This is a genomic window from Pseudoalteromonas phenolica (assembly GCF_005876835.1).
GTDB classification, from domain to species: domain Bacteria; phylum Pseudomonadota; class Gammaproteobacteria; order Enterobacterales; family Alteromonadaceae; genus Pseudoalteromonas; species Pseudoalteromonas phenolica_B.
In genome coordinates, this window is sequence record NZ_PPSW01000017.1 from 39,752 (window position 1) to 52,118 (window position 12,367).

The window sequence follows — 12,367 nt, forward strand, 5'->3', positions numbered from 1 at the left end:
GTTTTTTAAATTTTTGTCAGCTTGGTACGAAGCTTGAGTTTTATCTAATAACTTAAAGATAAACTTAATAGATAACAAGGTGACCCTCATGGCTAAATTATTCGGAATTTATTGTGCATCGGGGCTGACGCAACAGCATGATTTTATTATTGAAAAGTTCAATTCGGAAGAAAAAAATCGTGTCGATGGTCAGTTTAATTCAGTACGAGAGCGCGCCTTGTATATGGCGTCACTCGACTATCAAACCTTCGGCCCAAGTGCTTTTTTGCAAACAGATTCGCAAATTGCAACGCTTGTTGGTCATCCGTTGCTGTCTTCAGATAGAGTTAGAGACTTAGATACCCTAAATAAAAACTACACCGATAATATGTTGAAGTCATGTGAAGGGGTATTTTGCATGGCCCGCTACAACAAACAGTCAAACTGCTTAGATATTGCAACAGATGCCCTTGGCATTCGTCCATTCTACACTATGTATTATGAGGGGGCGTTTATCTTTAGTACCCAGTTCAGCTTGTTAAAAGAGCTAGGCGTACCACTTACTTGTAATGAAGAAGGCATGATGGAGTATGCGACATTAGGTTATTACCTGTTCGACCATACTCATTATCAAGAGATTTCATGTATTCAACCGGGTCATCGCGTGCAAGCGTCGAGTTTAGGTGTGCGCAAAACCCAATACTTTGACTGGTGTGAATTGGCTAAAGCCGGTGAATATTATGAAGGTGCATTAGAAGGGCTAAAACAAGACCTAGATAATAACGTTGATAAATACCTTGGCAATGACAAACATGTTCTCACTACGCTTTCAGGCGGTTTAGATTCAAGACTGATAGCTTGTTTATTGAAGCGCCGTAATTTAGATATGTCAGCGCTAAACTTCTCTCAGGGTAAAACCCAAGATCTATACTGTGCACAAGCTTTCGCTGATAGTCAGAACATCAACCTTGATGTGATCAAAGTAAAAGACACCCAAGCAAAAACGGTTGAAGACAGGCTCGGTAAGCATTGGCGTAATGGTGCTCACCCAGACTACTACCGTGTCACTCGCCCGGGACTTTCTTGGTCAGGCAATGGTGGGAGTGTTGGCTTGGGTGTGATTTACTACTCTGAAAAAGTGTATCAAGCGGCATTAACTCAAGATGTTGAACATCTTGCTGATGCGTATTTATCACAGCAATTTGCGTATATTCCTAAGTCGATTATTCGTGGCGCTGAAGGCATGCAGCAAACCTTAAAAGCCAATATTATTCGCTCATTAAAGCAATTCGGTGATGTGCCTTTAGATAAAGCTTACTATTTATTTTTATTGTTGAATGATCAGCACCACCATCTGGCGATCCCATTTGATAAAGTTGACGATTACCAAATGGATTTCTGTTTGCCATTCTATTCTTGGAAAGTGTTGCGTCATGTGTTATCTCAGCCTATTTCTCGGGTGAGAAAGCACCGTTTTTATCATGACTTCTTACAGTATGCGTTTCCTGAAGCGCTAAGTGCTCCTTGGCAGGCTTATCCTGATCATATTCCTTGTACTTTACCAAAAGAAGGTATAGATCAATGGCAGATCAAACGTCCAAAACAATTTAACACTGCAAAAGTATATGGGCTTTTATTCAGCTTGATGTTTAGTCAGCACAAGCGAATGGTTAATATTCCGTCTTTTAGCGCCGTTGCTGTGTTACATAGTTTGGGTTTAAAAGTGTATAACGACAAACTGAAAGTGGTAGAGAATATTTTGAAATGGTAGCTGAATTAGAAGTATATTGAATCTCTGAGAGATATAGCGTGTTAGCCCTAATCTGGGTTAACACGCCAAGGTGGATTTAACCTATTCTCGCCAGCCCAATAGAGCTTTATTTTATTGTTGGACGGATCATACAGCACAGCTTCACGCCATAAAAAACGCTCATCTGTTGGGAGCTGCGTAAACTCGATGCCTTTGTCTTGCAGATTAGCAACCCATTCATCTAGTTGTTCATGTTCAAAATAAATGGTGGTGCCGCTATTAAAATCGTTTTCGTTCAGAGAAAGAGAAAATGTCGCTTCTCCATCTGGGCACATGAGTCTTGCGTAGTGCGGTGTATCGACTATGAGTTTAAAGCCAAGTGTTTGGTAAAACTCTACGGCGATTGGCATATTTTTAACTGGCAATGTGACCTGATTTAAATTCACGGGGTAATCCTTTTTATTTAGGCGATTACCCCATGCTACACGCTGTATTATTTTTGAGCCAGTTTTGCCTGCACTAAGAAAGATTTATACAACTGTTGTACATTGACCTTGGCATTGAGTTTAGCGGCAATCAGGTAAAGCCCAGCAAGCTTACGATGTATAAACAGTGCATCGATAGGCGGAGAGTGCCACTTGGATTTATCAGTACTCATCTCAAGTCCTTTGTCGCGAATTTGTGTGGCAAGAGGGCTCGTAGCAAAGTCATAGGATTTATCTTGTCTAAGCGGTTCGCAAGCAAGCATAAAAATATCCACGACTTTATGTTTGTAATCCAAGTCTATTTCAGAGTTGAAGTAACCAATTTGCTCAGCAGCTGATGCCACTAAATTTCTATTTTCAGACATGGCACCAGAAAATAGGGCAAAATAACCATTACACACAGACTGTGTGAGCTCGCGGGTTGCGCCAAAGTCCAGTAATACTATTTTTCCTGTATCGGGCTGATAAAGATAATTGCCAAAATTTGGGTCGGTTTGCACAGTATTAAATTTTAAAAGCTCAAAGAAGAATAAATAGATTAAGTCGCTTGCAAGGGCGTCACGTTGGGTTTGCGACAAAGATACACAAGCTTCTAAATCGATACCTTCAACAAACTCCATACTCAGTATATGCTCAGTGGTTAAATCGTTAATCACTTTGGGTATTTTAAATTGTTTAAAGCTTACAAGATTCTCTTGATATCGCTTTAAATGACGGGCTTCAAGTTGATAATCAGATTCGTCTAAAAGCTGTTGCTTTGCCTCAAAAATGAGCGGCGCTATGTCGATATGCTTGGGCAACAAGCCACTCATTTTTAGAAGGCTTGCAAGATTATCGACATCGCTTTCTATACTTTTTGCGATCCCGGGGTACTGAATCTTTACCGCTAACTTTTCGCCATTTTCAAGTGTGGCTTTGTGGACTTGACCAATGGAAGCAGCGGCAAAGGGTTTTAATTCGATGTGTGAAAACTTGTCGAGCCAGTTATCCCCCCAATGCGATTTAAGCACACCAACTAATTGCTTGTGGGGCATGGCATGACCTTCTGATCTCAGCCTTGCCAATAATTTACTTAACTCGGGAGGCAATACTTCACCTGAGTCCATAGATAAAAGTTGCCCCAACTTCATGGCCGCACCTCTAAGTTGAGCGAGCTGTTCAGCCAGGTTCTCAATATTTTTGGGTGAGAGGATCAAGGATTGTTTGTTTAGCTTTTCACCTTTGGCGACAGACTTTGCGCTGTCTATTAAGACATTGCCGGCCACTTTTGAGGCGAGTAAGCCAAATTTACTGAGTCGAGAAAAACGAGAAGTTGGAACTGATTTACTTTTATCCATATGGTTTAGTGCTTATCTAGATATGTTGGTAATACGGTTTTCTTAGCTAAGCAGATCGACTTTTGTTTTTATCAAAATGTTTACAGTGTAAATTTTTTGTGTGAATATCTTGTGGCTATTTTAGGGAAGGTGGCAAATTTAATGAACTATATGATTTTTACAAGGAAAAAAATGTTAAAATTATCTGCTATTTTAGCCGTTCTGGCTTTTGCTGCTTCATTGTCTTTTAATGCAACTGCGGTTGAGAATATCAGCTGTAGTTACAAGTTAGTTGATGGTGAAGTTAAACTAGTTAAATGTTGTGATAGCTCTCAATGTCATGAATATTAATTAGATATTGAAATAAGGCTCTGTTGTATTTGAACCTTTGTTAAAAGCATCATACACGTCAATTTATCTCCCATAAAAGCTCTTGAACACTAAGGAAGTAACATGTTTAAGTCGAGCAATTTAGTGATTAAATCTATTAAGTCGATCACTATACTGATTTTAATCGCTTTGTTAGGTTGGTTTGGTGGAAGCTTTGCATCAAGCTATTTAAACAAGCAAGATAGTGTCATTAAAGGTGATTATTCAGCGCTGCTAGATAAAAGCCCAGTACTCTATGTTGCAACCGGTTGCCCTGCATGTAAGAAAGCCAAAGAGTATATAGATAATAATAACTTGAATGTTGAAATTAGGAACATTTCTTCAAACCCCAAATGGCTTGAGCAATTAAATAGCCTAGAAATAAACACAGTGCCTACCTTGCTCTTCAAAGAAAAGCTGATCATTGGTTTTTCTGAATATAATTACCAGTCGCTCGATATAAAATCATAATTTTTAAAAGGCATGGAAAATGCAGATCCCTACTGATAAGAAAAGCCAGTCACTCAAAATTATTTCTGCACTTACGATAATTATTTTGTTAGTGAGTGCTGTTGTCTCTATGCAAAACACCTCAAAGCCTTTAGAAATTGAGACGGTGTCGCCGAGTTATGATTATTTACAGACCACAGTGAGTGCTTTTGGTAGTTTGCAACCTAAGGTAAGGCATAGCATTTTAGCTCAAGTGGATGGCATCATTGAAAATATCTATAAAAGGCCGGGTGATAAAGTCAGCCAAGGCGATCTTATTATTGAGCTTGTTAATCCAAAATTAAACCGTTCAATTGAACAAGAAAAGTTACTACTGCAGGGTAAGCTGGCTGAACTAGAAAAAATGAAAGCAACTCAGCGTCAGCTGCTTCAAAAACAAGAATCTAAAGTATTAATTGCGCAATATGACCTAACAATCAGCCAAAGTAAGTTAGAAGCACAAAATAAACTGGCAGCGCTCAGTATTGTTTCTTCGCTTGATTTACAACAGGCAGAGTTAAATCAACAGAAAGCTAAATTATTCTTAGAACAAGAAAAATACGCATTGGATGCACTTAAAGCCATGCAAAAGGCTGAAATGAACGCATATGAGTTTGAACTTCAAAGGGCAACAAAACAGTTAGAGCTTTTAGAAAGAGACAAAGAAAACCTGAAAATCCGAGCTGGTCAAAAAGGGGTAATTGTCAAACTCAACACCAATTTAGAGGCAGGTCTTAATATTCAAGAAGATACTATGATTGGGCAAATTGCAGACCCTGCTAGCCTTTTTGCTCTCCTTAGAGTTCAAGCTTCTCAGGCGTCATTATTAGAGTTAAACCAGTCAGTTGATATTAAAATAAAAGGACAGCATGTATCTGGCTTGATTGAACGTATTTCACCCAATGTTGAAAACTCGACGGTTGAAGTAGAGGTTAAGTTTACGCAAGTGTTACCCAGCCATTCGATATCAAATATGAGTGTAACTGCAAATATTCATTATAAGTCAAAAGATAAAAATCTATTACTTGTAAAGCCAAAGCACATTAATTACGCAGGTACGAATACCGTGCTTGTAAAAAATGAAATTTCTCAAAGAGTTAAACCACAGCAGATAACGGTTGGTTGGATTGGAGAGCAGCACATTCAAATTTTGGAAGGTTTGGCTGTGAATGATGAGGTGGTGTTAACTGATCCTAGAGAGTGGGATGGGAGCCTATAATGAGTGATGTATTAATTAGGCTTTCACAATTAGGCAAGTGCTTTAGTGGACCTGCCGGTGATGTGACGGTTTTAAAAAATATCAATTTAGCAATTGAGCGCGGAGAAATACTTGCTGTTATTGGTAAGTCAGGCAGTGGTAAATCAACGCTGCTTTCAATTATTGGTTTGTTAGATAACGCGACAGCTGGTCATTACGCGCTATGTGATACCGATGTGCGCAGTTTGTCCCATTACCAAACGAGTATTTTACGCAACCAAAATATTGGCTGGGTGTTTCAAAATTTTAACCTTGTTTCTGAACTTTCTGTTTTAAAAAATGTAGAGCTACCACTCAAATACAATAAAAATATAAAAAAGACAGATTACAAAGCTATCGCACTCAAACAGTTAGAGCGAGTCGGCTTATTAGATAAGCAAAATAATTTTCCAGAGCAACTTTCAGGGGGACAGCAGCAAAGGGTTGCAATAGCGAGAGCACTCGTGGGTGAACCAGATGTACTTTTATGTGATGAACCAACCGGAAATCTAGACTCAGAAAATGCGGATCAAATTGTCGATCTATTACTTACCTTAAATGCGGCAGGCTCTACAGTATTAATCGTGACGCATAATGAGTCACTCGCTCAACAATGTGGTCGAATCATAGAGATCAAAGATGGGATGATAGTTTAATCATGTGGGATGACATTCAACTTGGTTGGCGACATTGGCAAAGCCAGCGTTTACGTTGGGGTTTTCTCGTTTTAGCATGGGGGCTATTCAGCGCTTTAGTCGTAACCGTTGTTCAACTAGGGGTGAGTTTAAGCAAAGACAGACCAACTTGGTCAGGTTCTAACAAGCCTATTTACACGGTTGCTTATGGATTACAAGGTCAACTTACTTCTGCTAAAGGTACGCATATTGATGAGGCGAGAGAATTACCAGAAGCAGCTCATTATTCTAAGTTTGTTATTCAAAATCGGCCTTTACTAGTAAACGGTCGTGAAACTAAAGTCGCTATTTTATTTTATGATGTAAATTTTTTTCGTATGCTCCAGTCTGACGAGAACCTATGGCGTTCAGAGCAAGTATTTGCAACTTATCAATTAAAGCAAAAACTTTCTCAAACAGGTAAAGATATTGTTGTAGAAATAGCCAATTCGTCACAAACTCTTGAGCATTGGCTTCCAGAGGAATTTAATACCTTCTCAAGTAATCAAATTGACTTATATATGCCCTTGTCTCGGCTAGGAGATGTTATTCCTTTCTTTAAAGGCAATAATGCCACTGAGACGCAAGCGTTAATGAATGAATTGCCACTATATTATGGGCTTATTGAAGTGGCAGAGAACTTTTCTGTTTCACAAGCAAAGCAGCACGTTCAGTCTAGAGTAGACGAAGCAGGAGACTCATTAGTTAGTTTGAACTTAAAAACAAATATTGAATTAGTAAAAGGGGTAGAGCTCTCTCCGCAGCATAGAAGCGAATTACTAAGACAGCTTGTTATTCTCAGCATTATTTTAATTGCGTTTGCATTTGTACTCATTACTAACTACTTCTCAGTTGTAGCAGCATTGGCTCTAAAAAGAAGCCGTGAATTTTCACTCAAGTTTGCATTGGGCGCATCGTTTAAAGCGCAATTAAAGCATTTAGTTTTTGAAAGTTTACCCTTTCTATTTGTTGTTTTGTTGATAGCCATATTGAGTGCAATACTGATCCAATGGCAATTATATTCAAGTGATATATTCAAAAAGTACTTCTCGGCGCAATGGCAGTTTTCCTGGTCTCTATGGGCACTAGTATTGCTTGGGTGTCTCGGTACTATTTTTTTAGTGTCTTTATTACCTGTGATTAACTTATTAAAAAGTACGCATTTTAGTCGTGCTAAGGCTGGCGCGAGCAAAACTCAAAAAAGCCTTATTATTATTCAGTTAAGCTTACAAATAGTGCTTACGCTATTTGCATTAAACTTTGCGCTTTCATGTGGATATCAAGAACTAAAGATGCAGTGGAGCGATAAACTGTCAATGTCGGTTAATGGTCATGAGGTTAACCGATATGATGACATGCCTTTTGCCTTGTCCGTTGATTGGCTAAATGGCCATAAAGAAGGGATGACTTTAAGTGATAGTCCATTAATTAGTCCTCGTTTCCCACAGTATAAAATTCACTTGAACAATAGTTATGGCGATCAAGTGTATTTTACAGATCATATAAAAGTTGCAGAGAATTTCTTTTCAACGGTTGCAGCAAAGTTTTTATATCAAGGCCAGCTTACGCAGAGTACCGTTGTTATTAACAAAGCGCTTGCAATGGCATTAACTTCTCACCGAAACTATCAAAGTCTTATTGGAAAAGAGTTACGTTTTGAACAAGATGAAACAAGTTACACCATTGCTGCTGTTTTGGAGAATCTACCGCATGCAGGTGAGAGCTTGTCTGATATCCCTATGGTCTACTCATCGATCACTCCCTCGACTGAATTGTATTCCCCGCTTTATGTCTATAGTTCAGACTCAGCCAGTGGTTCAAAAATACTATCTCACCTCGATATTGATGCAGGTTTTGGAAAAGTAAAACCGCTTGGCGATATTTCTCAGCAACTATTTGACTTAAATAAAAATAGAATAGGTTTGTTGATAATAACGTTACAAGTTGCAGCCCTGATATTTGTGATTTTAGTTGTCGGCATTTTATATCAAATAAAAACCATGCTGTTGGCAGAACAGAGGGTATTGGGGTTGAAATTAGCGATAGGCAAAACCAAAGGCAATTTGTTACGTGACGAGATATTCAAAAAATTAGTAATACTCTTAGTTAGTATGATGTTTTTTATCACGGCACTGACGTTCAGTGAAGGTTATTTTATTCAATTAGTGAAGTTAGAAATTACAGCTGTAATACCTGTTGTGAGTAGCATGGTTATCGTTTTAATCGCACTGTTAAGCTCGTCTTTTTTAGCTTTAAGATCGTTAAATACAAACAGTATTAAAACATTGTTATCGGAACAGGCTTTCTAAAGTTTAAGGAAAATGTATGTTTAAATTTATGACTTCGATTATGTTGTTACTTGTAAGCAAGGCTGCAATATCGACTGAAATAGTCGAAATGGAAAAACTTCAATTTAAATCCCTTTATTACAAAATGATGGTAGATACTTATCAGCAACAGGATAACTCACCACTCGCTGGCATGGGGGGGACGCCTGTACCTTATGTGTTAATTTACGATGTCAAAAATGAGAAGTTTGTTAGTGACCAAGAAAAATATAAACTTCTTAAACTTGATGAAATCGATAATGGTGCGGTACTCAAAATCCCGACTATTTTAAGTAATAAACCTAAAGCGCATCACTATTTTGACGCATTAAAAATACCACAGCTGAAACATTATATACCTGATGTTAATACTAAAAATGAGTACATTGTGATCATGTCGATACCAACCATTAAGGAAGCGCGTGGCACTGAGCAACTTATTAAAAAAACAGGGATGCAAAATTATGTGTCTTTACCAAAACTAGTGGCCCATATTAATAAAGAGCTTAAAAACAAAAATTGGCAAATATTTAAGTATACAAGCAGCTAAACACGCCTTACCTTATTCAATGACATCTATGCGCATTTTGAATGTGTATTAACGCAAAAATTGTGTCTTATCTTGTCGGGTATGAATGATTGCATCTAACACGAGTGGTTTTTCAAATCCAGCAACGCCTTCGTGTGCTAGCAGCCATTGTTTTCGCTCAACGCCACCTGCGTAACCTGTTAACGTGCCCGATGCACCAATGACTCGGTGACAGGGCACAATCAGAGTTATCGGATTTCTGCCGTTTGCACCACCGACGGCGCGCACGGCTTTTGGATTATTAAGGCGCTCTGCGAGCTGTAAATATGAGTAAGTGTGGCCAAATGGAATATCACACAACGCTTGCCAGACCGACTTTTGAAATTCAGTGCCAACAGGGTCGAGAGGGAGATCAAAGTTTTGGCGAGTGCCGGCAAAGTATTCTTCGAGTTGGGTAATACATTGGGCGATGAGTTTTGACGGTACAACAGGCTCTTTATGTTCGCCACAGAAAATGAGCTGGCATATCCCTTCATCGGTTGCTTTTATTTCCATCGTGCCAAGTGGGCTCTCAAAGTAGTCACAATACATTATAGTTTGTCCCATAGTTGAAAAGTAAGGTAACTGCGCCAAGGTGCGGCTTTTTCCGAGTCAAAATCAGCGTGTGCTTTGAGTGCTTTAATCACCCCAAGATCGGTCGCGAGAAATATGTCAGGGTCGCTTAAGCCGCGCATTTTGGCATAATTGGCGGTCCATGGTCCTATGCCTTTAAGTGCCAACCAATTATCTGGGTTTTGTGCTTCAATAGGCTGAGTTTCAACAAACTGAGCAAACCTTGCTATGGTTTGCTTACGACTTTCGGGCATTTTAAAAAATTCAAGGTCGCTTTGAGCTATGGTTTCGGGTGTGGGGAAATACAACACATCCCCACATTGAGCTTCTTGGTCATTGGTTTCTTTTTCGCCTAAGGTTTCAACCAGTTTAATCACTAAATTTTTGGCAGCAGTCACCGATATTTGCTGGCCTAAAATAGCGCGCATACCCGCTTCAAACACATCCCAAATTCCGGGTAAGCGTAACCCTGAGCTTATCAGCGTATTTGTGCCAAGTGCGTCAGTGAGATCTTGCTCAATTTGCTCGAGCTCGGCGTCTAAATCAAGCAAACGGCGAATATTGCTGACGACAGGTTTGAGAACACGGTTATCTTCAAGGCTGATCTCGACCAAAAATTGATGCTTCTCAGCTTGATGGTGAGCGGTAAATTGTCCTTTAACACCTTGATAAATGAAGCTGCGGCCATAAAAATTTTCGCCAATCCACTCTAGTCCAGGAATAAGCCTGGCAGATAAAATACGCTGCATCTTTTGCCAATCAAATGGAGGACGATACGACAGTTTTAAGGTCAGTTTTGCATTATGTTTGCTCGTCTGTTTACGCATTTGGGTCGGGGTGAGTTTAAGTTGTTGTTTGAAGCAGTCGTTAAAGCGACGAATGCTGTCAAAACCACTGGCGAGCGCAATTTCGGTAATGGGTAAACTGGTTTGGTGCAGTAGCTTTTTGGCAAATAAGCACTGTTGATAGAGCGCATAAGCTTTTGGAGAAACGCCTATGTTGTCGTTAAATAGTTTTCGTAAATATCGATCGCTGACGCCCAATCGCGTAGCGAGCTCAACAATAGAACCCGTTTGTAACGCCCCTTCATCGATTAAGCGAATAGCGCGATTTAAGGTTGCGCCATTACCCTGCCAAGCAGCCGAACTCGGCGCGCTGTCTGGCCGACAACGTAAACATGGACGATAACCAGCCTCAGCTGCCTGCACTGCGTTATTAAAGTACTCAACGTTTTCTTCTTTTGGTGGCGATGCAGGGCAAATCGTTCTGCAATAGATACCCGTAGTTTTGACTGCAATGAAGAACTTACCATCAAAGCGGGGATCTCTTGAAAAACGGGCTTTTTGACAGGTTTCTAGACTGAGCATAGCTGCTCCAAGTAACGATTATTGCAGTCATTATATGTGGATAGTGCCAGACTACTAGCCAAAAACGGCACTGAATGTAAAACCTTCTTTCACAGGTCATCTAAAATTGCATTGATAGAGTATTGTTTTAGGAAGACTGAAACTGGGTGTTGTGAGGTGGCGATTGAACATTATTTATGGTTTGGCATTTTTTATATTGGTGTGTTCTCAATACAGTCTGGCTGCTCGGTTAGCCCATACTAAAGTCGACTTCGTTGGCTTGTCTGAGCTCAACGAAGGGCAGCAAATTAAAGTGAAAAGCTGGATAAACCATGGCATAGACGCAACCCAAAAAACACTCGGGCCCTTAATACAAAAAAACGTACCAATATATTTGAAACCGCAATACTTTGCTTTTGAAGCCGTACCTTGGGCCGAAGTCATTCGCGGCGAGCAAGATGGTGTTGAGCTTCAATTTAGTCGCTATGCGAGTCTCAAACAATTAAAAAACGACTGGACGCTGTATCACGAGTTAGCGCATTTATATCACCCGTTATTAAATTACGAAGACTTCTGGTTGAGTGAAGGTTTAGCGACTTTTTTGCAAAACCAAATCATGAAAGACAGCGGTATTATTACTTATGACAATATGATGATGAGACTAAGAGCTGGGCTTGAGCGCGGACAATCTAACACATATCGTTTATCACATCTTCAAGATGCGCGCTTAGCGAGTGTGAGTAGCAATATGTGGCAACTCAAAGCTCAGCAGCGTGTGTATTGGAGTGGTGTGGCATTTTTTTTAGAAGCGCAATATCAACTCAAATTGCAGCAAGCCAAATATAAAACCATTACTGAGCTTATCCAAGCCTATCAGGCTTGCTGTAAAGTGTCAGAACAGCAATCGGGTCGTCAATTTTTAACGGAATTAGATAAGCTTTCAAAAACGGCTGTGTTTAATAACTTGTACTTAAAATATAAAAATCGGACTAACTTTCCCAAGTTAAAACAAAAACATTTCAATGCAATGTAATACCAATCCTAATGTCGGTACGAAGAGGATCTGAACAATGGGGACTTTATAAAGAGTCGCAAACCGGCATACGAAGTCGAGTATATGATGTCGTTATTCCTGATTATTTAACAGCCTCAGAACTAAGAAGGCTATCTTGATGATATTTATCATGAATATTCAAGTGAACGATATCCATTTGTTGAACAACTCAATGTTTAATTAGGGTAAATCGACTAAAG

At 39.5% G+C, this 12,367-nt stretch carries 13 protein-coding genes; 9 read left to right on the forward strand and 4 right to left on the reverse strand.

The features are described from left to right. Window positions 1–88 precede the first annotated feature (88 nt). Window positions 89–1,750, forward strand: coding sequence for an asparagine synthase-related protein (locus C1E24_RS12065; protein ID WP_138481780.1), 1,662 nt, complete (start codon window positions 89–91; stop codon window positions 1,748–1,750). Between the two features lie 47 nt (window positions 1,751–1,797). Here C1E24_RS12065 and C1E24_RS12070 read toward each other — a convergent pair whose 3' ends face one another. Together C1E24_RS12070 and C1E24_RS12075 are read right to left on the reverse strand one after the other, a co-directional pair. Then, on the reverse strand, window positions 1,798–2,175 hold the full coding sequence (locus C1E24_RS12070) for a VOC family protein (protein WP_138481782.1): 378 nt from the start codon (window positions 2,173–2,175) through the stop codon (window positions 1,798–1,800). A 47-nt stretch (window positions 2,176–2,222) separates the two neighbouring features. Continuing rightward, complete coding sequence (locus tag C1E24_RS12075; RefSeq protein ID WP_138481784.1) at window positions 2,223–3,551, reverse strand: ABC1 kinase family protein; 1,329 nt, start codon at window positions 3,549–3,551, stop codon at window positions 2,223–2,225. A 171-nt stretch (window positions 3,552–3,722) separates the two neighbouring features. Between C1E24_RS12075 and C1E24_RS20955 the strand changes: the two genes are divergently transcribed. The 6 genes from C1E24_RS20955 (at window position 3,723) to C1E24_RS12100 (ending at window position 9,176) form a co-directional block, all read left to right on the forward strand. Then, window positions 3,723–3,881: a hypothetical protein gene (locus tag C1E24_RS20955; protein ID WP_171040888.1), complete on the forward strand. Its 159-nt coding sequence runs from the start codon at window positions 3,723–3,725 to the stop codon at window positions 3,879–3,881. Between the two features lie 102 nt (window positions 3,882–3,983). Beyond that, entirely contained in the window at window positions 3,984–4,370 is a 387-nt protein-coding gene (locus tag C1E24_RS12080; protein WP_138481786.1) for a glutaredoxin family protein, read from the forward strand. 19 nt (window positions 4,371–4,389) lie between these two features. Beyond that, entirely contained in the window at window positions 4,390–5,607 is a 1,218-nt protein-coding gene (locus C1E24_RS12085) for an efflux RND transporter periplasmic adaptor subunit (protein ID WP_138481788.1), read from the forward strand. Further along, window positions 5,607–6,281, forward strand: coding sequence for an ABC transporter ATP-binding protein (locus C1E24_RS12090; RefSeq protein ID WP_138481790.1), 675 nt, complete (start codon window positions 5,607–5,609; stop codon window positions 6,279–6,281). Before C1E24_RS12085 ends, C1E24_RS12090 begins: the two co-directional genes overlap by 1 nt. Further along, window positions 6,239–8,608, forward strand: a complete 2,370-nt coding sequence (locus C1E24_RS12095) for an ABC transporter permease (RefSeq protein ID WP_138481792.1) — start codon at window positions 6,239–6,241, stop codon at window positions 8,606–8,608. The genes C1E24_RS12090 and C1E24_RS12095 overlap by 43 nt, the downstream gene beginning before the upstream one ends. Before the next feature lie 16 nt (window positions 8,609–8,624). Further along, on the forward strand, window positions 8,625–9,176 hold the full coding sequence (locus C1E24_RS12100; RefSeq protein WP_138481794.1) for a hypothetical protein: 552 nt from the start codon (window positions 8,625–8,627) through the stop codon (window positions 9,174–9,176). A gap of 48 nt (window positions 9,177–9,224) precedes the next feature. On the opposite strand, the gene C1E24_RS12105 is transcribed toward C1E24_RS12100, so the two are convergent. Both C1E24_RS12105 and C1E24_RS12110 read right to left on the reverse strand, forming a co-directional pair. After that, the gene (locus C1E24_RS12105) at window positions 9,225–9,746 is read right to left on the reverse strand and encodes a methylated-DNA--[protein]-cysteine S-methyltransferase (protein WP_138481796.1); all 522 of its coding nucleotides are present in this window, start codon (window positions 9,744–9,746) and stop codon (window positions 9,225–9,227) included. Beyond that, window positions 9,746–11,134 carry a DNA-3-methyladenine glycosylase 2 family protein gene (locus C1E24_RS12110; protein WP_138481798.1) on the reverse strand — a complete coding sequence of 463 codons (1,389 nt, stop codon included), beginning with the start codon at window positions 11,132–11,134 and terminating at the stop codon, window positions 9,746–9,748. Before C1E24_RS12110 ends, C1E24_RS12105 begins: the two co-directional genes overlap by 1 nt. A 163-nt stretch (window positions 11,135–11,297) precedes the next feature. On the opposite strand from C1E24_RS12110, the gene C1E24_RS12115 reads away from it, so the two are divergent. Then, window positions 11,298–12,146 (forward strand): hypothetical protein, encoded by an 849-nt coding sequence (locus tag C1E24_RS12115; RefSeq protein ID WP_240722005.1) that lies wholly within the window; start codon window positions 11,298–11,300, stop codon window positions 12,144–12,146. A gap of 11 nt (window positions 12,147–12,157) precedes the next feature. Then, a complete protein-coding gene (locus tag C1E24_RS21240) occupies window positions 12,158–12,286 on the forward strand; it encodes a DUF7661 family protein (RefSeq protein WP_431188325.1) in 129 nt (42 codons plus the stop codon). Window positions 12,287–12,367 lie beyond the last annotated feature (81 nt).